The sequence below is a fragment of the Streptomyces pyxinae genome, assembly GCF_024756275.1.
Taxonomy (GTDB): Bacteria; Actinomycetota; Actinomycetes; order Streptomycetales; family Streptomycetaceae; genus Streptomyces; species Streptomyces pyxinae.
This window is the reverse complement of record NZ_JANUGQ010000019.1, coordinates 95,836-117,550: the sequence shown is the minus strand read 5'-3', so window position 1 is coordinate 117,550 and position 21,715 is coordinate 95,836. Positions and strand designations below refer to the sequence as shown.

The 21,715-nt window shown below is 74.1% G+C and carries 18 protein-coding genes and 2 tRNA genes; 4 read left to right on the top strand and 16 right to left on the bottom strand.

Going from position 1 to position 21,715, the window contains the following annotated elements; genetic code table 11:
• Window positions 1–163: 163 nt before the first annotated feature.
• The 3 genes from NX801_RS21295 to leuS form a co-directional block, all read right to left on the bottom strand.
• Entirely contained in the window at window positions 164–1,009 is an 846-nt protein-coding gene (locus NX801_RS21295; protein WP_258789410.1) for a DegV family protein, read from the bottom strand.
• Window positions 1,010–1,212: 203 nt separating this feature from the next.
• Entirely contained in the window at window positions 1,213–1,947 is a 735-nt protein-coding gene (locus NX801_RS21290; RefSeq protein WP_258789409.1) for a hypothetical protein, read from the bottom strand.
• 249 nt (window positions 1,948–2,196) lie between these two features.
• The gene (leuS, locus tag NX801_RS21285) at window positions 2,197–5,064 is read right to left on the bottom strand and encodes a leucine--tRNA ligase (protein WP_258789408.1); all 2,868 of its coding nucleotides are present in this window, start codon (window positions 5,062–5,064) and stop codon (window positions 2,197–2,199) included.
• 722 nt (window positions 5,065–5,786) lie between these two features.
• Between leuS and NX801_RS21280 the strand changes: the two genes are divergently transcribed.
• Together NX801_RS21280 and NX801_RS21275 are read left to right on the top strand one after the other, a co-directional pair.
• On the top strand, window positions 5,787–7,307 hold the full coding sequence (locus tag NX801_RS21280) for a chromosomal replication initiator protein DnaA (RefSeq protein ID WP_258789407.1): 1,521 nt from the start codon (window positions 5,787–5,789) through the stop codon (window positions 7,305–7,307).
• Window positions 7,304–8,929 (top strand): NADH-quinone oxidoreductase subunit NuoF family protein, encoded by a 1,626-nt coding sequence (locus NX801_RS21275; RefSeq protein WP_258789406.1) that lies wholly within the window; start codon window positions 7,304–7,306, stop codon window positions 8,927–8,929. The genes NX801_RS21280 and NX801_RS21275 overlap by 4 nt, the downstream gene beginning before the upstream one ends.
• A 255-nt stretch (window positions 8,930–9,184) precedes the next feature.
• Here the strand turns inward: NX801_RS21275 and NX801_RS21270 are convergent.
• Window positions 9,185–9,257 (bottom strand) — tRNA-Ala (locus NX801_RS21270).
• 150 nt (window positions 9,258–9,407) lie between these two features.
• Between NX801_RS21270 and NX801_RS21265 the strand changes: the two genes are divergently transcribed.
• A complete protein-coding gene (locus NX801_RS21265; protein WP_258789405.1) occupies window positions 9,408–10,796 on the top strand; it encodes a glycosyltransferase 87 family protein in 1,389 nt (462 codons plus the stop codon).
• Here the strand turns inward: NX801_RS21265 and NX801_RS21260 are convergent.
• The 9 genes from NX801_RS21260 to NX801_RS21220 all read right to left on the bottom strand — a co-directional run bounded on the left by NX801_RS21260 (window position 10,775) and on the right by NX801_RS21220 (window position 16,305).
• Window positions 10,775–11,008: a hypothetical protein gene (locus NX801_RS21260; RefSeq protein WP_258789404.1), complete on the bottom strand. Its 234-nt coding sequence runs from the start codon at window positions 11,006–11,008 to the stop codon at window positions 10,775–10,777. The two genes, NX801_RS21265 and NX801_RS21260, sit on opposite strands and share 22 nt — an antisense overlap.
• A 2-nt stretch (window positions 11,009–11,010) precedes the next feature.
• Entirely contained in the window at window positions 11,011–11,190 is a 180-nt protein-coding gene (locus NX801_RS21255; protein WP_258789403.1) for a hypothetical protein, read from the bottom strand.
• Window positions 11,191–11,479: 289 nt separating this feature from the next.
• Window positions 11,480–11,552: transfer RNA gene (locus NX801_RS21250), tRNA-Ala, on the bottom strand.
• A gap of 319 nt (window positions 11,553–11,871) precedes the next feature.
• Window positions 11,872–12,525: a histidine phosphatase family protein gene (locus NX801_RS21245; RefSeq protein WP_258789433.1), complete on the bottom strand. Its 654-nt coding sequence runs from the start codon at window positions 12,523–12,525 to the stop codon at window positions 11,872–11,874.
• Window positions 12,522–13,004, bottom strand: coding sequence for a ribosome silencing factor (rsfS, locus tag NX801_RS21240; RefSeq protein WP_258789402.1), 483 nt, complete (start codon window positions 13,002–13,004; stop codon window positions 12,522–12,524). The genes NX801_RS21245 and rsfS overlap by 4 nt, the downstream gene beginning before the upstream one ends.
• Window positions 13,005–13,149: 145 nt before the next feature.
• On the bottom strand, window positions 13,150–15,117 hold the full coding sequence (locus NX801_RS21235) for an LCP family protein (protein ID WP_258789401.1): 1,968 nt from the start codon (window positions 15,115–15,117) through the stop codon (window positions 13,150–13,152).
• Between the two features lie 19 nt (window positions 15,118–15,136).
• Window positions 15,137–15,757: a nicotinate-nucleotide adenylyltransferase gene (gene nadD, locus NX801_RS21230; RefSeq protein WP_258789400.1), complete on the bottom strand. Its 621-nt coding sequence runs from the start codon at window positions 15,755–15,757 to the stop codon at window positions 15,137–15,139.
• 85 nt (window positions 15,758–15,842) lie between these two features.
• Entirely contained in the window at window positions 15,843–16,007 is a 165-nt protein-coding gene (locus tag NX801_RS21225) for a hypothetical protein (RefSeq protein ID WP_258789399.1), read from the bottom strand.
• 160 nt (window positions 16,008–16,167) lie between these two features.
• The gene (locus NX801_RS21220) at window positions 16,168–16,305 is read right to left on the bottom strand and encodes a hypothetical protein (protein WP_258789398.1); all 138 of its coding nucleotides are present in this window, start codon (window positions 16,303–16,305) and stop codon (window positions 16,168–16,170) included.
• A gap of 244 nt (window positions 16,306–16,549) precedes the next feature.
• On the opposite strand from NX801_RS21220, the gene NX801_RS21215 reads away from it, so the two are divergent.
• Window positions 16,550–17,659 (top strand): M48 family metallopeptidase, encoded by a 1,110-nt coding sequence (locus NX801_RS21215; protein WP_258789397.1) that lies wholly within the window; start codon window positions 16,550–16,552, stop codon window positions 17,657–17,659.
• A 161-nt stretch (window positions 17,660–17,820) separates the two neighbouring features.
• On the opposite strand, the gene NX801_RS21210 is transcribed toward NX801_RS21215, so the two are convergent.
• The 3 genes from NX801_RS21210 to NX801_RS21200 all read right to left on the bottom strand — a co-directional run bounded on the left by NX801_RS21210 (window position 17,821) and on the right by NX801_RS21200 (window position 21,451).
• Complete coding sequence (locus NX801_RS21210; RefSeq protein ID WP_258789396.1) at window positions 17,821–18,903, bottom strand: SCO2583 family membrane protein; 1,083 nt, start codon at window positions 18,901–18,903, stop codon at window positions 17,821–17,823.
• Between the two features lie 112 nt (window positions 18,904–19,015).
• Window positions 19,016–19,582, bottom strand: coding sequence for an SCO2584 family spore wall biosynthesis protein (locus tag NX801_RS21205; RefSeq protein WP_258789395.1), 567 nt, complete (start codon window positions 19,580–19,582; stop codon window positions 19,016–19,018).
• Between the two features lie 567 nt (window positions 19,583–20,149).
• Entirely contained in the window at window positions 20,150–21,451 is a 1,302-nt protein-coding gene (locus tag NX801_RS21200; RefSeq protein WP_258789394.1) for a glutamate-5-semialdehyde dehydrogenase, read from the bottom strand.
• Window positions 21,452–21,715 lie beyond the last annotated feature (264 nt).

Sequence of the window (21,715 nt, the reverse complement as noted above, 5' to 3'; positions counted from 1 at the left end):
TGGCCCAGGTGGCGGTCTCCCCCTCCCGGAAGCCGAGACGCGGCCGGACTGCCGATTTCACTTGGGCACATTTGTCCGTACCCCGTTGAGCACAGTCACACGTACGCCGACAAGTGGTCGAGTCCGGTGTCCGGTCCGGTGGAGGCGCCGACCCGCCGCCGGCCTATCGGGGGGAGACCACCGCCGCGAGCAGGCCCGGGCCCGTGTGGGCGCCGATCACGGCGCCGACCTCGCTGACGTGCAGGTCCAGCAGGCCCGGGACCCGTTCGCGCAGCCGGTCCGCCAGGGCGGCCGCCCGCTCCGGGGCCGCCAAGTGGTGCACCGCCATGTCCACGGGGCCCGCGCCCGCCCGCTCGGCGGCCAGTTCCTCCAGCCGGGCGATGGCCCGGGAGGCCGTACGGACCTTCTCGCGCGGCTCGATCCGGCCGCCCTCCAGCTCCAGCAGCGGCTTCACCGCCAGCGCCGAGCCCAGCAGCGCCCGGGCGGCCCCGATCCGGCCGCCCCGGCGCAGGAACTCCAGGGTGTCGACATAGAAGAAGGCGGAGGTCCCGGCGGCCCGCTTCTCGGCCGCCGCCACCGCCTCGTCCAGGGAACCGCCCGCCTCCGCCAACTCGGCGGCGGCCAGCGCGCAGAAGCCGAGCGCCATGGCGACCATGCCGGTGTCGACCACCCGTACCGGCACCGGTGCCTCGGCGGCGGCCAGCACGGCGGCGTCATGGGTTCCGGAGAGCTCGGCCGAGAGGTGCAGCGAGACGATGCCGGTCGCGCCCGCCTCGGCCGCCGCCCGGTAGGCCGCCGCGAACACCGCCGGGGAGGGCCGGGAGGTGGTCACCGAGCGCCGCTTCTGGAGGGCCCCGGCGAGCGATCTGGCCGAGATCTCGGTCCCCTCCTCCAGCGCCTGGTCACCGATGACGACGGTGAGCGGCACCGTGGTGATGCCGTGCCGCTCCACCGGCTGCGGCGGCAGGTAGGCCGTTGAATCGGTGACGATCGCGACATGCCGGGACATGACCGGGAGGTTACCCCCAGGGGACCGGCGGGGGCAGACCGCCCCCGCGCAAGATCAAAAAGATTGCGCCCCCGTGGCCCGTTCATTGCCCGCCCGACCGCCCCTCGGCAGTCCGCCCGTCCCCTGCCTGTCCGCCCAGCGGGGAGCCCGGGCGGACGCGGGGGCCGCCGACCGCCCGGCCCGCGGTCCGGCGGGCGCGGGTCTCAGTTGGTCGTCTCGGGGCGGGGCGCCTTCTGCCAGGAGTACGGGGTCTCCCGCCGGGGGTCCCGGGCGGTGATCGACCGGGGCTCGGCGGCCCGGGACGCACCACCGGTGCCGCTCGTCGCACCGGGCTGGTCGTCCCGGTCCCGCCGCCGGTCGGCAGCCGCCTCCGGACCGGCCTCCGGCTGCTCCGGGCCCGACCAGTGGCGCAGTGCGCCCGCCTCCACGTCGATCTGGGCGTGCAGCGCCGCGAAGTCGTCGTCGGCGAAGTGCCGCGCCCGGTCGCGGGCCGCCCAGCGCAGCGAGTCGGCCGAGTCCGTGATCCGCCGGGTCCGCTCCCGCAGCCCGGACAGGTGCGTGGCGACCCTGGCCCGGTCCGGGTCCCGCTCCAGCCGGCGCAGCTCCTCGTCCAGCTCGTGCCCGTGCGCGCTCAGCCGGCGGAACAGGTCCAGCGACTCCCGCAGCGAGGCGTCCTCCGCCACGCCCGCCTCCAGAGTGTCCTGGGTCGCCCGCATGGAGGTGCACAGCGAGAGCCGCAGCTGGGCCAGCTCACCGGCGACGCCGCCCTGGCCGAAGCTCTTGGCCCGGAGGGTGGTGTCCTCGACGGTGCGGCGGGCCTGGACGAGCGTGCGGTCGACCCCGCGCTTCGCGGCCTGGACCGCCTTGACACTCGCGTACACGCCCAGCGCGACGAGGGCGACGAAGAGCAGTGCCAGGATCACGAGCACGGTTTCCATGGGGTCCCCTCGTATTCGGAGCCGCGTCCACGGCTGCGGACGACCGCGACCGTGGCCGTGGCCGTGGCCGTACAGCCGACTGTACGACCGTGGGCCGTGGTGCCGGCCGACCGCCGTCCTTCCACGGTAAACGGAACGGGTGGGCCGGGGGTTCCCCTCGGAACCCCCGGCCCACCCGTAGGGGAAACCCCCAGGAGGGCCCAGGAACCCCCGGAAGGGGGCCACCCGCGGGGGCGGCCCCCGGGACCGCTAGGCCGGCACGATGTTGACCAGCTTGGGCGCCCGCGCGATCACCTTGCGGATGCCCGCGCCGCCCAGGGCCGCGACGACCGCCGGGTCGGCCAGGGCGAGCGCCTCCAGCTCGGCGTCGGTGATCGACGGGGAGACCTCCAGGCGGGCCTTGACCTTGCCCTTGATCTGCACCACGCAGGTCACCGCCTCGTCCACCACATACGCCGGGTCGGCGACCGGGAAGGACCGGTGGACCACCGAGTCGGTGTGGCCCAGCCGCCGCCACAGCTCCTCCGCGATGTGCGGGGCCAGCGGGGCGATCAGCAGCACCAGGCTCTCCGCGACCGGCCGGGGCAGCGGACCGCCCGCCTTGGTCAGGTGGTTGTTCAGCTCGGTGATCTTGGCGATCGCCGTGTTGAACCGCATCGCGGCCATGTCCTGGGTCACCCCGTCGATCGCCTTGTGCAGCGCGCGCAGGGTGTCCTCGCCGGGCTCGCCGTCGGTGACGGTGGCCTCGCCGGTGGCCTCGTCCACGACGTTCCGCCACAGCCGCTGGAGCAGCCGGTACTGGCCGACCACGGCCCGGGTGTCCCAGGGGCGGGACACGTCCAGCGGGCCCATGGCCATCTCGTACAGCCGCAGTGTGTCGGCACCGTACTCGGCGCAGATCTCGTCCGGGGTGACGGCGTTCTTCAGGGACTTGCCCATCTTGCCCAGGACCCGGCCGACCTTCTCGCCCTGGTAGAAGAACTTCCCGTCCCGCTCCTCGACCTCGGCCGCCGGTACGGCGATCCCGCGCGCGTCCCGGTAGACGAACGCCTGGATCATGCCCTGGTTGTAGAGCTTGTGGAACGGCTCGGCCGAGGAGACGTGTCCCAGGTCGAACAGCACCTTGGACCAGAAGCGCGCGTACAGCAGGTGCAGCACGGCGTGCTCGGCGCCGCCCACGTACAGGTCGACACCGCCGTGCGGCTGCCCCTCGCGCGGTCCCATCCAGTACCGCTCGATCTCCGGGTCGACCAGCGCGGTGTCGTTGTGCGGGTCCAGGTAGCGCAGCTCGTACCAGCAGGAACCGGCCCAGTTGGGCATGGTGTTGGTCTCGCGGCGGTACTTCTTCGGCCCGTCGCCCAGGTCCAGGGTGACGTCGACCCACTCCTGGTCGCGGGAGAGCGGCGTCTCCGGCTGGGTGTCCGCGTCGTCCGGGTCGAAGGTGCGCGGGGCGTAGTCGTCGACCTCGGGCAGCTCCAGCGGAAGCATGGACTCGGGCAGCGGGTGGGCGACGCCGTCCTCGTCGTAGACGATCGGGAAGGGCTCGCCCCAGTACCGCTGGCGGCTGAACAGCCAGTCGCGCAGCCGGTAGTTGACGGTGGCCTCACCGATGCCGCGCGCGGCCAGCCACTCGGTGACCCGGGCCTTGGCCTCGACCACGCCCAGGCCGTCCAGCGAGATGTCGTCGCTCGCGGAGTTGACCAGCTCGGCGTCGTACGAGTCGAAGGCGTCGTCCCAGTCGGCGGGGTCGGTGGACCGGCCGTCCGAGGGCTCCACCACACAGCGCATCGGCAGCTCGAAGGCGCGCGCGAAGGCGAAGTCACGGCTGTCGTGCGCCGGTACGGCCATGATGGCGCCGGTGCCGTACCCCATCAGCACGTAGTCCGCGATGAAGACGGGGACGCGCTCGCCGCTGACCGGGTTGGTCGCGTACGCGCCGGTGAAGACACCGGTCTTGTCCTTCGCCTCGGCCTGGCGCTCCACGTCCGACTTGGCGGCGGCCTGCTTGCGGTAGGCGTCGACGGCCTCGGCCGGGGTGGCGTGGCCGCCGGTCCAGACCTCGTGGGTGCCCTCCGGCCAGGCGGCCGGGACGATCGAGCCGACCAGCTCGTGCTCGGGGGCCAGCACCATGTAGGTGGCGCCGAACAGGGTGTCCTGACGGGTGGTGAAGACGGTGATCGCCGCGTCGCCGACCGGGAAGTCGACCCGGGCGCCCTCCGAGCGGCCGATCCAGTTCCGCTGCTGGAGCTTGATGGCCTCGGGCCAGTCCAGCGCGTCCAGGTCCGCCAGCAGCCGGTCGGCGTAGGCGGTGATGCGCATGTTCCACTGGCGCAGCTTCGCCTTGAAGACCGGGAAGTTGCCGCGCTCGGAGCGTCCGTCGGCGGTGACCTCCTCGTTGGCCAGTACGGTGCCGAGCCCGGGGCACCAGTTGACCGGCGCGTCCGAGGCGTACGCCAGCCGGTACTCGCCCAGCACGTCGGCGCGTTCGGCGGCGGTCAGCGCGGACCAGGCGCGAGTGGTGCCGGGCACCGGGCGCTCGCCGCTCGCGAACTGGGCGACCAGCTCGGAGATCGGGCGGGCACGGCGGGCCTCCTCGTCGTACCAGGAGCCGAAGATCTGGAGGAAGATCCACTGGGTCCACTTGTAGTACGCCGGGTCGATCGTGGCGAACGAGCGGCGCTTGTCGTGACCCAGGCCCAGCCGGCGGAGCTGGAGCTTCATGTTCTCCATGTTGGCCTCGGTGGACACCCGGGGGTGGGTGCCGGTCTGCACCGCGTACTGCTCGGCGGGCAGGCCGAAGGCGTCGAAGCCCAGCGTGTGCAGCACGTTGAAGCCGGACATCCGCTGGTGACGGGCGAAGACATCGGTGGCGATGTAGCCCAGCGGGTGGCCGACGTGCAGTCCCGCGCCCGAGGGGTACGGGAACATGTCCATGACGAACTTCTTGGGCCGGGCGACGAGCGCCGGGTCGCCGGCCAGGTCACCGGACGGGTTGGGCGCCTCGTACGTCCCCTCGGCGTCCCAGAAGTCCTGCCAGCGCGCCTCGATGTCGGCGGCCATCGCCGCCGTGTACCGATGCGGGGCTGCCGCCTCGGCAGCGGAATTCGTCTCGCTCATGGTCCTTCAGGCTCCATCGATCGTCTCTGCCGGCTGCCGGCCGCTTTGGTGGGCGCTGCGGGGAAACCCCACCCTCGCGGGTCCCCGAGGTCTCGCGGGTCCGCGGAACCCTGCCCACAAACAAAACGGCCCCTCGCACAGGAGGGGACGCCGCGCCGATTCCCGGGGCCTCAGGCCGGCCCTCGGGCACTGATCAGCGCGGCTCGCTAAGCAGAAGGCGTACGGCACGCATGGCGTCAGGGTACCGCAGGGGCTCCATCCGGGCACGTACGAGCCATCGGTACGGGCCCCGGGGCCACCCCGGCCGCGACGGTACGGGCCCGGGGGCCCGGGACCCCGCTCCCGCCTCGGGTCCGGCCCCGCGCCCGCGCACCACGCGGGGCGGCGGCCGTACGGACACGGGGCCGCCGTACCTCTGCGGGGCGGCGCCCCAGGGGGGCCCGTACGCGGCGCGGGGCGGCGCCCGAGGGGAACGCACGCATACGGCAGCCGTACCCGCACGGGGCCGTACCGGACGCGGCCGGGTTACCCCGCGTATCGGCTCGATCCCTGCTCATCCCTGCTCATCACGGCCTTCCCGCCCATCCGGGGCAACGACAAAGTCAGTTGGCGATATACCGAGCAGGAAACGCGCAAACCTCGTACCGGTTGGTATGCGTCGACTTAGCATGCGGCAACGGGACCACTCTTCCGCACCACCGGAGTCGCCCTCCATGACTTCCATGAACACTCATCGCACCAGCCGCTCGTCGTCCGCCGCCCGGGGCGGGACGAGCCGACAGGTTCAGGGCGGGCTGTCCGCAGCCGCGCTGATCCTCCTCCCCCTTCTCGCGATCGGCGGGAGCGACAGCTTCCGCGCCGCCCTGGACTTCACCACCGGGGTGCTGTCCCTGCTGTCGCTCACCGCCTCCGTCGCCTGGGGGCTGCTGGCCAAGGACCGGCTGCTGCTCTCCACCCGCCACCGCCTCGTGGCGCAGGCGGTCCACCGCACCACCGCCGTCGCCTCGCTCGGCTTTCTGCTGCTGCACGCCACCGTCAAGGTCTCGCTCGGGCATGTGGCGCTGCTCGGCGCCCTGGTGCCGTTCGGGCTCGGGGTGGCCGGCACCTCCGGACTGATCGGCCTCGGTTCGCTGGCCGGGCTGCTGATGGTGATCGCCGCCGCCACCGGAGCCGCCCGCAGCGCGCTCGCCGGGCGCTCCGCGATCGCGGCCCGCTGGCGCCCGCTGCACATGCTCGCCTACCCGGCGTGGTGCTTCGCCCTGATGCACGGGCTGTTCACCGGCCGCCCGGCGGCGACCTGGGTGACCACCCTGTACTGCCTGGCCCTGGCGGCGGTCGCCGGGGCCGTCTCGCTGCGGCTGCTCCCGCCGCCGGTCCAGCGGCGCCTGGCCGGGCGGCTGCTGGCCCTGTTCGGCCCGGGCGCCGGGCCCACCGCCCCGGACCGGGAGGACACCGCCCCGCCGCCGGGTGCCCCGGAGTCCTTGGCAGCCGGCGCCGGCGGGTTCGCCTTCGAGGGGCTCCGCCGGGAGGACGCCACGCCGCCCGGGTACGGGCCCGGGTACGACGGGCTCGGCGCCACCGGCTCCCCGGCCCGGGACCGGCCGCTCGGCCGGGAGCAGCCCCGGGCGCCCCTCTCCGCGCCGCCCGGATACGCACCCGAGCCCGCCGGGTACGGACCCGAGCCCGCCGGGTACGAGCCCGAGCCCGTCGGGTACGGCTCCGCCGCCGGGCCGGCCGAGCCCGCCGCGCCGCCTGCCCGTGGAGGTTCCGCCGGGCGGCGGTCCGGGATCTTCGCCGGCTACCGGGCGATGTCCGGGCGGCGGACCGGAACCGGCGACCGGACCGAACCGCTTCCCGCCGGCGCCGGCCGGCCCCGGTCCGCGAGCGGCGCGACCGGCCCGGGCCCGGCGACCGGCCCGGGCGCCGGGAGCACCGAGGTCCCGTTCGCCCGGCGGGTGCCCATGACGGAGGAGCTCCCGGTGTTCACCGAGGAACCCGCCACCCCGCCCGGCCGCTGGCCCACCCCCTCACCGCCGCCACCCGCGCGGTCCCCGGCCCCGCCCTCGTACGCCCCCTTCTCCTCCCCCGGCGGACCCGGCCCCGGGTTCGGCCCCGGGTTCGGTCCCGGGCCCTCCGTGCCTCCGTCCCCCTCCCCCGCGCCTTCCGGGGTCCCCGCCCCCGGCCCCTTCCAGCAGCCCCCGGCCGGTGAGCCGTGGACCGCACCCGCAGGAGACCGCCCGTGAACGCCCCGCTCCCCGACGTCCCCGAAGTCCGTGTCGTCGGCCTCCCCGTACTCACCCAGGGCTTCGACCTGGTGGAGCGGCTGGATCTGCAACTGCACCTCAAGGTGCATGGCCCGCTGGAGCCCGTGCCCGGCGAGCGGCTGGCCCAGCTGGCCGACGACATCGCCCTGTGCGGGCGCGGCGGGGCGGGCTTCCCGTTCGGCCGGAAGCTGCGGGCGGTCGCCAAGTCCGCGATACGCCGGGGGGTGCGGCCGGTGGTGGTGGTCAACGGCAGCGAGGGCGAGCCCGCCTGCCGCAAGGACACCGTCCTGCTCAACCGCGCCCCCCATCTCATCCTGGACGGCGCCCTGCTGGCAGCCGAGGCGCTCGGGGCCCGCACCCTGATCGTGGCGGTGACCCGCAACTCCACCGAGATCTCCGTGCGCGCCGCCCTCGCCGAGCGCGGGCTCTCCGACCGGCGCGGCCAGACCCTGCGCGCCCGGGTGGTCCGGACCCCGGAGCGGATGGTGTCCGGCGAGGCGTCGGCGGTCATCCGGGCGGCGGGCGGCGGGCCCGCCATTCCGCCGGGCCGCCGGGAACGGGCCTCGGAGTCCGGGGTCGGCGGCGCCCCGACGCTGCTCTCCAACGCCGAGACCTTCGCCCAGCTCGCCGTGGCCGCCCGGATCGGCGCCCGGCGGTACGGGAACACGGGCCTGGAGTCGGAGCCGGGGACGGTCCTGCTCACCGTCTCCGGCGCGGTGGCCCGGCCCATGGTGGTGGAGGTCCCGACCGGCGTCCCGCTGCGGTACGTCCTCCAGCTGGCCGGGGCGCCACCGCTGCCGCAGGGCGTGCTGACCGGCGGCTACCACGGCAACTGGATCGACGCGACGGCCGTGCACAACGCGGTCGTCTCCCGTGAGTCCCTGGCGGCCGTGGGGGGCTCCCTGGGCGCGGGCGCGATCCTGCCGATCGGTCCGGAGACCTGTCCGCTGGGCGAGGCGCAGCGGGTCGCCAACTGGCTGGCCGCCGAGACCGCCGGCCAGTGCGGCCCCTGCCGGCTGGGCCTGCCGGCCGCCGCCGGCGGTCTCTTCGACGTGCTGAACGGCGGCGGCCCGGCCGCGCTGGAGGCGCTGCGGGAGGTGACCGGGGCGGTGAAGGGCCGGGGCGCCTGCAAGCACCCGGACGGTTCGGCGCGGTTCTTCTCCTCCACGCTCTCGGCGTTCACCGACGACCTGGCCGCGCATGTGCTGCACGGCGGCTGCGGCCGGCCCACCACCGGGGTGCTGCCGCTGCCCGAACCCGGCTACCAGAACGCCGTGGAGTCGATCCCGAGCGGCGAGAAGCTGGCCGTCGACTGGACGCTCTGCAAGGGCCACGGGCTCTGCGCGGACATCGTGCCGGAGCTGATCCGGATGAGCGCCGACGGCTTCCCGGCCCTGGCGGACGCCTCCGTACCCCTGCATCTGCGGCAGCGCGCCCAGCTGGCGGTGCGCCGCTGCCCGGAGCTGGCACTGCGGCTGGAGGGAGCGCCCCCCGAGCGGCCCGCGCGACCGGCCCGGCCCGACCGGGGGCGCGGCGACCGGGCCGACCGCCCCGCCCTGCCGGGCGCCGTCCGCAAGGCCCTCGGCAGCGGACGCGGCTGACCACCCCGCGCCGCGCCCCCGTCCCTGCCCCGGCCCACCCGGCCGGGGCCGGGGCAGGGACCCGAGAGGGCGGCCGGCTCCCGGGACCGGGATGACGACATGAACAGCCGGGCGGTGCCTGAGGCCCTGTGAGACGGCCCACACACCGCCCGGCCACACCGGGGGGGGGGACAGCACCCGCCCCCCTACACGCCACAACGCCCCACAACGCGAAAGCGGGCCATCCGATCCGGATGACCCGCTTCCCACTTCCTGTGGAGCTAAGGAGAATTGAACTCCTGACCTCCTGCATGCCATGCAGGCGCTCTACCAACTGAGCTATAGCCCCTCGCTGTCCACCGCTGCCCTGCCCGGATTTCCTTGCGGTCTTCCTTGCCGGTTTCCCTCGCGGCGACACAGAGAACATTACACGGTCACCCGGGTGGTTCACCAAATCCATTGCCGGAGGCCCGGCCGGCGCCCGGTACCGTCGCCCCTTGTGACCGTCATCGTGAACGCCCGGAACCGCCTGCGCGACCTGCCCCTGCCCGCCGCCGCTGCCGTCTGCCTGCTGTCCTTCGCGGCCTTCTGGGCGGCCCAGCGAGCCGCGCATGTGACCATGCTCGACCTGTCGGTCTACCGGGCCGAGGGCGAGACCGTGCTGTCCGGCGGCGACCTCTACGCGATGCGGGCCACCACCGCCAACCTGCCGACGACCTATCCGCCGTTCGCCGCGCTGCTGTTCACGCCGCTGACGCTGCTGGGTGTGCCGGAGATGCGGACCGTCGCCACGGCCGGGAACCTGCTGCTGCTGCTCGCCCTGGTGCGCCTCTCGCTCCGGCTGGTGGGCCGGGACCGGTGGGTGACGGCCCTGCTCGCCGCCGCCGCGCTGGTCTGGTGCGAGCCGGTGTGGACGACCCTGCGGTACGGGCAGATCAATCTGCTGATCGCGGTGGCGGTGCTGTGGGACCTGACCCGCCGGGAGCGGAACCGCTGGGCGGGGGTCGGCATCGGCCTCGCCACCGCGGTGAAGCTCACCCCCGGGCTCTTCGTCGTCCTGCTGCTGGCGGTCGGGCTGATACGCGCCCGGGAGCACGGCTGGAACCCGTGGCTGCGACGGGCGGCCACGGCGACCGGGGTGTTCGTGGCGGTGACGGTCGGCTCGGCGGTGGCCCTGCCGTACGACTCGCGCCGCTTCTGGACCGAGATGATCTACGAGACCGGCCGGGTGGGACGTACCGAGGAGACCGCCAACCAGTCGCTGAGCGGGGTGCTGGCCCGGCTGCTGCACACCACGGACCCGGGGCACTGGTGGCTGGTCGCCGCCCTGCTGGTGGGGGCCGGCGGGCTGACGGTGGCGGTACGGGCCGCGCTGCGCGGCGACCGGGCGGTGGCGGCGGTGGCCTGCGGGCTCACCGCGCTGCTGGTGAGCCCGATCTCCTGGTCCCACCACTGGGTGTGGTGCGTACCGCTGCTGGTGCTGCTGGCGGCCCGGCCCGGCCGGCACTGGGGGTGGACGGCCGGGACGGCGCTGGTCTTCGCCTCGTTCGCGCTCTGGTGGGTGCCGCACGCCCCGGCGCCGGTCCGGCTCGAACTGCACCAGAACCCGGGCCAGATGCTGCTCTCGGCGCTCTACACGCTGCTGGGTCTCGCGGTGCTCGGCGACTTCGCCGTACGGCTCCGGGCCGGCGACCGGGGGTACGGAGCGGGGGCCGGGACGGCCGGGACCGGGAACGTGGAGGCAGGGGCCGGGACCGTGGACGCCCGGACCGGGGCCGTCCCGGGGGCCCGGCGGGAAACGGTCGCGCCCGGACCGGCGGTGGAAGCCGGGGGCTCGGGGACCGGGGCGGTGGAGACCGGAGCGGCTCAGGCGGTGGCGAAGGAGTAGAACCGCTTCAGGGCGCAGTGCTCGTCGAGCAGCCGCCCGTAGATGGGCTCCCCCTCCAGCTCACGGTAGGTCTCGATGGGGTCGCCTTTTATGATCAGCGCCCGTGCGCACTCCTCGCACCAGTACTGGTACTCGGGGTTGACCGGCTCCATGTCGCGGACGATGGGCGTGCCGCTGCCGCACCAGTCGCACTTCCGCCTGTGTGCACCCATGATCAGCTCCAGCTGTGGCCGCAGGACGTGCACACGTACGACACCCCGCCGTTGTCACCGAGCACCTGGGCGACGTGGGACGAGCCGCACGAAGGGCAGCTGAGGGCGGTGTGCGCCTCGGGCCCGGTGTACCGATCGGCGGTCCGCCCGTCGGTGGTCTGCCCGGAACTGCACCCGGTCAACGCGTACTCCCTCCCGTCCGGACGTCATCCAGCTCCGGCCGTCCGATTCTGCCATGGCCCGGTGGGGCGGGCACCGGGTCGGAGAACCCGTCCCTCCACTTCCGCGCGCCCCTCGGTCGCCCCTCCCCCTCGTGACTTCCCCACTCGGGCGTCTCCCGACCCCTGCCGGGGACGGCCGGACACGCCGGGACACCGGCAGGCGGGATGCCGGAACGCCGGGACCGTCGAAACCGCCGGAAACGCCGGAAACACAGAATCCCGCCCCCTGTGGGGACGGGATTCTTGACTGTGGAGCTAAGGAGAATTGAACTCCTGACCTCCTGCATGCCATGCAGGCGCTCTACCAACTGAGCTATAGCCCCTCGCGTTCTTCGCGCTCCGCGCTGCGAACAAGAAGAACCTTAGCCTGTGACCTGCCGGAAAGTGAAATCCGGTCCCCACCGGCCCGTGGACGGGAGGCCCGCCCCCGAGGTCGGAGGTACGCCGGGGAGTACGCACGCGGGCCCGGCGGCGTTCAGTCCCCGGCCCAGGCCCTGGTCCGGTACTGGTCCGGCCCCGGATCGGCCTCGGTCCGGCCCCGGGTCGGCACCGGATCGGCACCGGATCGGCACCGTTTCGTCGTTCGGTCCCGTTGCGTCGTTCGGCCCCGGACCGCCGGCCGGTCGCGGTCCGCCGGCCGGCTCAGTCGTCGTCGCCGAGGACCGGCTCGGGGAGGGTGCCGGCGTTGTGCTCCAGCAGCCGCCAGCCGCGGGCGCCCTCGCCCAGGACCGACCAGCAGCAGTTGGTGAGGCCGCCCAGGCCCTCCCAGTGGCGCGCCTCCAGGCCGAGCAGCCGGCCGATGGTGGTGCGGATGGTGCCGCCGTGGCTGACGACGACGAGGACACCGCCGTCGGGCAGCTTGTCGGCCTGAGCCAGCACCACCGGGGCGGCCCGGTCGGCCACCTCGGTCTCCAGCTCGCCACCGCCGCGCCGGACCGGCTCGCCGCGCTTCCAGGCGGCGTACTGCTCGCCGTGCCGCTCCACGATCTCCTCGTGGGTCAGCCCCTGCCAGTTCCCCGCGTACGTCTCCCGCAGCGCGGCGTCCTGACCCACCACGAGCCCGGTGAGGGCGGCCAGCTCACCGGCGGTGTCGGCGGCCCGCCGGAGGTCGGAGGCGATGATCGCGTCCGGCTTCAGCGCGGCGAGCAGCCGGGCGGCCCGGCGGGCCTGGGCGACCCCCGTCTCGGTGAGGTCGATGTCCGTGGTGCCCTGGAAGCGGCGCTCCAGGTTCCAGGAGGTCTGGCCGTGCCGCCAGAGCACGATCCGGCGGCCCCTGCCACTCTTCGAACCGTTCAGCGGAGATCACCGTCCGGGCCGGCGGGGGCGGTCGGTCCCGTGGGGTCGGTGGGGCCGTCGGTGCCGTCCAGGCCCACGAGACGGGCGTGCTCCTCGGCCTTGCCCCGGGTCAGCCGCGCGTCCTCGGGCAGCGGCAGCTCCGGGCAGTCCTTCCAGAGCCGCTCCAGGGCGTAGAAGACCCGCTCCTCGCTGTGCTGGACATGGATGACGATGTCCACGTAGTCCAGCAGGACCCAGCGGGCGTCCCGGTCGCCCTCGCGGCGGACCGGCTTGGCGCCCAGCTCCTTGTTGAGCCGCTCCTCGATCTCGTCGACGATCGACTTGACCTGGCGGTCGTTGGGGGCGGAGGCGAGCAGGAAGGCGTCCGTGATGGAGAGCACATCGCTGACGTCGTAGGCGATGATGTCGTGCGCGAGCCGGTCGGCGGCCGCCTGGGCGGCGGCGGTCACGAGCTCGATGGAACGGTCTGTGGCGGTCACAAGCAGGCTTTCGTCGGCTGTCGGGGAACCCTCCAAGGGTCTCACGTGCCGCCGACAGCCCCGCAAACGAATACGGGCCGGGCCCGGCCCCGCGCACACCGCGCCGGACCGGGCCCCGTTTCCGGAGAATCTTGGGCCTTGTCTCTCATCCCTTCCTGAAGTCCTTGCCCAGGATGACCGTGACGTCCGCGTTGGCCGCCGCCGTGCCCTTGGTCACCGTCTCCGCCGGCAGCCCCAGGGTCTTGGCCACCTCCTCGGCCCGCGCCTTCTGCGCCGCGTCGCCGTAGACCACCCGGGAGGTGGAGGCCGGATCGGCGGTTCCGCCGTCCACGAACGCGTAACCGCCGTTGACCAGCACGACCCGGGCGTCCTGGGTGGCGTCCTTGGTCCCGGTGGCGTTCTTGACCCCGACCCGGACGGCGGAGCCCTGCTCGGGCGCGCTGACCGAGCCGCCCAGGACGTCCTTGACCACGCTCCGGCCGGCCTCGTCGGAGAGCGAGCCGTCCGCCCGGACGGGCAGCACATCGGTCTTGTAGTCCCCGAGCTTGGCGTGGGCGGCCAGCTTGGCGAGCGAGGCGCCGAGGTCCTTCTCGGGCAGCGAGGGGTCCAGGATCTGGGCCAGCGACTCGACGGTGACCGTGGCGTTCTTCGGGTCGTCCGAGACCTTGCGCAGCACCCCGTACATCACCTGGCCGAACCGCTGGAGCTGCTTGTCCTCGCCCTCGCCGGGCGCCCGGTAGGTGGCGTACGCGACGGCCATCCGCCCGGAGAGCGTCTGGTCCTCGCCCCGGGGCACCAGCGGGGCCTCGCCCTTCTTGGCGCCGGGCACCTCGGTGTCGGTGGTGAGCTCGATGCCGCCGACCAGCTCGACCAGGTTCTCCAGGTAGGGCGTGTCCAGCCGCCAGGTGCCGGAGATCCGGGTGCCGAGCAGATCGCCGATCGCCTCCCGGGTGCCCGAGGAGCCGTCGTCGTCCACCGACTTGCCGAGCGTGGTGGTGCTGCCGTCGTCGTCCGCGACCGCCAGCGCGTTGGGCAGCAGCAGGGTGGTGCCCCGCTTGGTGGTGGCGTTGTCGACCAGCAGCGCCGTGGAGGTGGCGTCGCCCTTGGTGTTGTGCAGGTGCAGCACGATCACGCTGCGCTGCTGGGGCCCGGTCGCGGTGGCCGCGCCGCTCCCCGTACCGGAGTCGGAGCCGGGCAGCAGACCGGCCGCCCAGAGCCAGCCGGCGCCGCCGATCAGGGCCAGCGCCAGGGCGACGGCGAGCACCACGACCCGGTTCCGGCCGCGCCGCTTGGCCTCCTCGCGGCGCTCGGAGCGGCTCTCGGTGAACTTGAGCCAGTCGATGACGTCCTCGGAGCCGTCGTCCGGCTCCTCGATGAAGGAGAACTGCTCGGTCCGGTACTCCGGGTCCTCCCCCTGGGCCTCACGGGTCTCGCCGGGCTCGCCGGCCCCCGGGCCGCCCGGCCTCTCGTCCCCGGACCGGGGCCGGGGCACGGCGGCCGGACGGCCCCGCCGCCCGCGCCGTCCCTGCCCCTCCGGCCGTTCCTGCCTCTGCTCGTGCTCCCACTCCTGCTCCGGCTCCCGCCGGTGTCCCTGGGCGCCGGGACGGTCGCCGGGGTCCTGGTACCCGTGCTCGTACCCCTGGCCGTGGTCGTGGCCGGGGTCCTGGCCGTAGCCGCCGACCTGCCGGCGCTGGGCCTCCCCGGTTCCGTACGCCCGGTGGGCGGCCCGCTGCGCCTGATACGGCTCGTGGTCCGCGTATCCCTGCTGCCGGCCGCCCTGCTCCTGGGCGCCGCCCTGCCGCTGGGCCTCCGCCCCGCCGTAGGGGTCGTACGGGTACTCCTCCTGGTAGCCCGGGTAGCCGGTGTGCTGCCCGGTGTGCCCGTGCCGGCGCGGGACCTGCGGCTGGGCCGGGTAGGAGTCGTACTCCGTCGGCTGCTGGGCCTGCTGGGGGTGCTGGGCCTGCTGGGCCTGCTGGGGCGCCTGGGTCTGCTGCGGCTGCTGGGGGTGCTGGTACACCGGTCGGCCGTACGCGTCGTAGCCGACGATCACCGGCTGCTGCTGGTACGGGTCGTACGGGTCATAGGAACCGTACGGATTCTGCTGGTCGTTCACCGGTGCCCCTCTCCGTGGCTCACTCGCCCCGGTACAACTGGCGCTTGTCGATGTAGCGGACCACGCCGTCGGGGACCAGGTACCAGACCGGGTCGCCCTGGGCCACCCGGGCCCGGCAGTCCGTGGACGAGATGGCCAGCGCCGGGACCTCGACCAGGGAGACCCCGCCCTTGGGCAGTCCGTCGTCCGACAGGTCGTGGCCGGGGCGGGTGACACCGATGAAGTGGGCCAGCGAGAACAGCTCCTCGGCGTTCCGCCAGCCCGGCATGATCTGGGAGAGCGCGTCCGCCCCGGTGATGAAGAAGAGGTCCGTGTCCTTGTTGAGGGCGGCCAGTTCCCGGAGGGTGTCGATGGTGTACGTCGGCCCCTGCCGGTCGATGTCGATCCGGCTGACCGAGAACTGCGGGTTGGACGCGGTCGCGATGACCGTCATCAGATAGCGGTCCTCGGCCGGGGTGACCTGCTTGTGGCTCTTCTGCCACGGCTGCCCGGTCGGTACGAACACCACCTCGTCCAGATGGAACAAGGCGGCCACCTCACTGGCGGCCACCAGGTGTCCATGGTGGATCGGATCGAACGTCCCGCCCATCACCCCGAGCCGGCGCTTGCCGGATCCGGTGGGCACTGCCTGCTCTCCCATGCGTGCAGAGCCTAATGGCACACCGGGCCGCCGCGTCCCGCCGGTGGCCGGCCGGACGGCTCCGGGCCCCGGCGGGTCCGGTGGCTCAGCGGTCGCGGTTGAAGCGGGTGGTGACCAGGAGCAGCAGAAGCAGCACGACGAAGGCGCCACCGCCGACGAAGTACGGGTTGAGGCTGGCGTGGTTGCCACCGTGCTCGGCGCCCTCGGCGAGCGTGACGAGACCGGCGGCGGCGCTGGCGGGGATGCTCATCTTCAGCAGGACCTATCCATCGGAGTGGGAGCGGAGACTTCGGAGACTGCGCGAACATCGTATGCGGGCGGTCCGCACCCGCTCACGCCGACTCGGGCGTCCGTGCCACCGGGCGATCCGGGGCTCTGCCCGCCGGCCCCGGACCGCCGGCGGCCGGGGGTCAGTTCCGGTAGCCGCGCAGCAGGAACCAGGCGAGCAGGGCGGCTCCGACGACCGAGACGACCAGGACGATCCGGAGGACGTTGCCGGGCCCCTGCTGCCCGGAGGCGGCGGCGAGCAGCATGGCGGTGTCGGGCATGGCGTTTGCACTCCTCGGTACGGCGGGGCGGGGCGGCGGGACGGCGGTGGTGCGGAGCCCGGCGGGGGGCGAGTGCTCCGTCTCCCGCGCGGCCCGCGTGGTTTTCCACAGCTGGTTGTCCACAGGCCCCGTCCACCGTAGCCCGACCGCATACTCTGTGATCCGGCAGGGGGACGAGACCCATCTCGCAGCACGTCTCGCACAACGTCTCGTAGAAACAGTCTCGTAGAAACAGGGGGCATCCATGACCGACATCAGCAAGGAGAGCGTGCCGGGCAGGCAGCGCAGGCGCTTTCCCGGCATCTCCTCACGGGCGTACGAGCATCCCGCCGACCGCTCGGCGCTGGTCGCCCTGCGCCGGCTGAGCGGTTTCGACACCGTCTTCAAGGCGCTGAGCGGGCTGCTGCCCGAGCGCAGTCTCCGGCTGCTCTTCCTCTCCGACTCCGTGCGGGTGAGCGACGCCCAGTTCGCCCACCTCCACGCCATGCTCCGGGACGCCTGCTACATCCTCGACCTGGAGCGGGTCCCGGCGATGTACGTCACCCAGGACCCGAAGCCCAACGCCATGTGCATCGGGCTCGACGAGCCGATCATCGTGGTCACCACCGGTCTGGTGGAGCTGCTGGACGAGGAGGAGATGCGGGCGGTGGTGGGCCACGAGGTGGGCCACGCCCTCTCGGGTCACTCCGTCTACCGCACGGTGCTGCTCTTCCTCACCGGCCTCGCGGTCAAGGTGGCCTGGATACCGCTGGGCAATGTCGCGATCATGGCGATCGTCACGGCGCTGCGCGAGTGGTTCCGCAAGTCCGAGCTGTCGGCGGACCGGGCGGGGCTGCTGGTGGGGCAGGATCTCCGCGCCTCCATGCGAGGGCTGATGAAGATCGCGGGCGGCAACCACCTGCACGAGATGAACGTGGACGCCTTCCTGGCCCAGGCCGAGGAGTACGAGTCGGGCGGCGACCTGCGCGACTCGGTGCTGAAGATCTTGAACGTGCTGCCGCGTTCGCACCCGTTCACCACCGTCCGGGCGGCCGAGCTGAAGAAGTGGGCGGAGAGCCGCGACCACCAGCGGATCATGGACGGCCACTATCCGCGCCGCTCGGAGGACAAGGACACCTCCGTCAGCGACTCCTTCCGCGAGTCGGCCGCGCACTACGCCGACTCGGTGCGCACCAGCAAGGACCCGCTGATGAAGCTGGTCGGGGACCTGGCGGGCGGCGCGGGCGACCTGGGCGGCAAGCTGCGCGACCGCTTCACGGGCAACGGCGGGAGCGGCGGCACCGGCGGCAGCGGTGGTAACGGCGGCGGCGAGCGCGGTGGCACCGGCGGGACGGAGGACCGGGGCGAGGCCTGAGCGGGCCCGGGACGAGGCTGAGCGGGCCCGGGGCCCGCGGCCCTCTCCGGCGCCCCCCTGGGCCCTTGGGGCTCCTTCTCGGCGCCCCTGGGCTCCCTGGAGCTCCTTCTCGGTGTTCCCCGGCGTTCCCCGGCGTTTCTCGGCACCCCCGCACTCCCGCCTCAGCGCTCTTCCGGCTCTCCCGCCGGGGAGAGGGTGCCGCAGAGCGGGGTGACCGGGCGGCCGATCTCGTACGGGTCGGTGGCGACGGCCGCCGGGTCCGGCCGGGTGGCCGTCCGGCCGGCCGTCAGCGGGCGCAGCTCGCCGGTGCCGGCCCCGGCCGCGCAGTCCTGCGGGCCGGCCAGGGCCCGGCTCTCCAGGAGCTCCGTCCGGTGCATCCGGAGGTCCTCCCGGTCGAAGCGGAAGCGCAGCTCGCGCCGGACGGTGAACAGCGAGGCGGTCGCCGCCGCAGGCCGGCCGGGGGCGCTCCGGGCCGGGCGCAGGGCGTAGGCGAAGGTGTGGTCCGACGCGACCTCCAGCAGGTCGGGCGACACCTCGGAGACGCTCAGGGTGCCCCGGACCCGGGCGGTGGCGACCGGGGTCACCGCACGGGGGTCGAAGCGCACCAGCCAGCCGGCCGGGGCGTGCCGCCCGTCGTCCGCCGGGGCGTCCAGGCTCCGGTCGAACTGGGCCGCCTGGTCCGGATCGAGCAGCAGCCGTACGGGCCGGAGCGCCTCGCCCCGGAGTACCCCGATGTCCAGGGAGGAGCGCACCAGATAGTCCTTGGCGGTGGCCAGCGCGGCCATCACCTGGTTCTCCGAGAAATGCGCGGTGCGCCGTCCCGGCGGCAGCGGAATCCCGGCCGCCCCGGTGCGGAACTGGGCGGCCGGGCTCCGCGCGTACAGCTCCTCGGCCCGGCCGCCCGGCACCGGTCCGCGCGGGGCCAGCGACACCAGCAGGGTCCGCAGCGGTTCGGCCCGCCGCTCGGCCGGCACCGGGTACGGATGGCGGGCCCCGACGAAGACGACGGCGGCGAATACCAGCATGACCGCCGGTACCAGCAGCAGCGCCCCGTACCCGCGCCGGGGCGGCCCGGGCTCGGGGGCCGGGCGGCTCCGGACGGCCGGTGCGGCCTCCTCCATGCGCTGCCGCGCCGAGAACTCCTCGATGCGGGCAGCGCGGACGAAGGACTCGTCGAAGACGACCGACCGGTACTCGTCCTCGCCCCCGGGCGTCCCCTCGGGCGGGTCGACACTCCCTGCCATACCTTCAGGGTGGGTTCGGGCGGTGCCGGATAAACGTCACCCGCCCCAGGGCCGGTTTCGCCCGGGCGGGTGATCCCGGGGCCCGGCTCCGCCCCGACGGGCGGTGCCCCGGTCAGCCGGGGTGGGGGACGGCGGCGACCCGGGGGGTGTCGGCTTCGGCGCCGGGGCGGCCGGTGTTGGTGGTGGCGGGCGAGGGGGTCCGGCCGTCCTGCCCGCCGGAGGCCGTCCCGCCCCGGTAGACCGCCGCGAAGGCGAGAGCGACCATGCCGACGCCCATCACCAGCGCCACGATCCAGGCGACCGGGCGGTGCCAGCGGGAGCTGGGACGGTACGGCCGCAGGGCGCCGCCGTGCGGCCCGTACGGACCGTCCTCGTCGTCGGGGTCATCCGCCTCGTGGAGCGCCCAGTCGTACTCCCGGCGGCCCCCGCGCCCGTACTCGTCGTCGTACGGCTCCTCGTCGCCCGCCGGGCCGAGCCCGCCGGATCTGGCCGCCTCGGCGTCCGCCCGGGCCTGGGCGGCCGCGAGCAGCCGCTCCACGGCGGTCGGTTCATGGATCTCGGCGGCTCGTACGAAGTCCTCGTCGAGCACCACGGAGGCGAACGGATCGTCCGCGCCTCCGCGCTCGTCGTCGGGCTCCCAGCCGTCCGGGAACGGCCTGCCCCCCACGTCGTCCGGCACCCGTTCAGAGTAGCCCCGGAACCCCGTTTATGGCAGGGCGAAATCCTTCTTCCGGGTCACGCCCGACCCCGGTACCGCCTTACCCCCAGGCCGACTTGCCCCCGACCCCGAGGCATCCCCGGCACCGGGCGCCTGGCTCCCGGCGATGCCCACGACGCACGACACCCGGCCCCGGCCCTGCGGTGCCCGCACCCTCGGGAGGTACCCACGACGCACGACACCCACCCCCGGCCCCGCCCCCGCCGCACCAGCGCCGTATGGGGCACCCACGACGCACGGCGCCTGGTCCCGGCCCACCACGATCCCACCACCCACCGGACAGCAACCACCCACGCCCCCGGCCCAGCTCAGCCTCGACGGGCAGTGACTCACCACGACGCACGGCACCAGATCCCGGCCCTGCGGAGCCAGTGCCCTCCGGGGTCGCCCACGACGCACGACGCCTGGTCCCGGCCCACCACGATCCCACCACCCACCGGACAGCAACCCCCACGCCCCCGGCCCAGCCGCACCCCGACGGGCGGTGACTCACCCCGACGGGCGGTGACTCACCCCGACGGGCGGTAACTAACGGATATTGCCGTCGCCCGTGACGATGTACTTCGTCGATGTCAGCTCCGGCAGGCCCATGGGGCCACGGGCGTGGAGCTTCTGGGTGGAGATGCCGATCTCGGCGCCGAAGCCGAACTGGCTGCCGTCGGTGAAGCGGGTGGAGGCGTTGACGGCGACCGTCGTGGAGTCCACCAACCGGGTGAAGCGGCGGGCGGCGGCCTGGGAGGTGGTGACGATGGCCTCGGTGTGGCCGGAGGACCAGAGCCGGATGTGCGCCACGGCTGCGTCCAGCGAGTCGACCACGGCGGCGGCGATGTCGTAGGAGAGGTACTCGGTCTCCCAGTCCTCGGTGGTGGCCGGCACCACCGTGGCGCGGGTGTCCCCGGCGTGGGCCAGCGTCCGTTCGTCGGCGTGCACGGTCACCCCGGCGTCGGCCAGCGCGTCCAGGGCCCGGGGCAGGAAGGCGGCGGCCACGTCCTGGTGGACGAGCAGGGTCTCGGCGGCGTTGCAGACGCTGGGGCGCTGCGCCTTGGAGTTGATCAGGATCTCCACGGCCATGTCGATGTCGGTCTCGGCGTCCACGTAGACATGGCAGTTGCCGGTGCCGGTCTCGATGACCGGCACGGTGGACTCCTCCACCACGGTGCGGATCAGCGAGGCGCCGCCGCGCGGGATCAGCACGTCGACCAGGCCCCGGGCGCGCATCAGCTCACGTACCGAGTCGCGGGACTCGCCCGGCACCAGCTGGACGCTGTCGGCCGGCAGGCCGGACCCGCCGACCGCGTCCCGGACCACCCGGACCAGGGCGGTGTTGGAGGCGTAGGCGGAGGAGGAGCCGCGCAGCAGCACGGCGTTGCCGGACTTCAGGCAGAGCGCCGCCGCGTCGACGGTCACATTGGGCCGGGCCTCGTAGATGATCCCGACGACACCGAGCGGGACGCGGACCTGACGCAGATCGATGCCGTTGGGCAGCGTGGAGCCGCGCACCACCTCGCCCACCGGGTCGGGCAGCGCCGCCACGTGCCGGACGTCCGCCGCGATGGCCCGGACCCGCTCGGGGGTGAGGGTCAGCCGGTCCACGATCGACTCGGCGGTGCCGGCCTCCCGGGCGCGGGCCACGTCCTCGGCGTTGGCGGCGACGATCTCCTGGGTGCGGACCTCCAGCGCGTCCGCGATCGCCAGCAGCGCGTCGTCCTTCGCCGCGCGCGGGAGCGGCGCGAGCTCGGCGGCGGCCGAGCGGGCCCGGTAGGCCGCGCGGGTCACCGGGGTCATGTCGTCGTACGGCGTGACGGACGGGGAGACGGGATGCGAGGTCATGTCCGCAGCGTAATGCGCGCGCGGCGGGCGCTCCGCCCGTGTCCCGGACTCCGAGACATCCGTCCGGCCCGCCGGACACCGGAGGCGAGTCCTCCGAGTGCTCGCCCGTCCTCGCTCGTCCTTCCGCGTGCTTCTGCGCGCTTCCGAGCACCTCCGAGTGCTCCGAAGCCTTCCGGCCGGTCCAGCCGGTCCGGCCGCTCCGGCTCTTCCGGCCGGAAAGGCCGGAAACAGACGCCCCGGTACGGGCCCGGAAGCCTGGGGTCC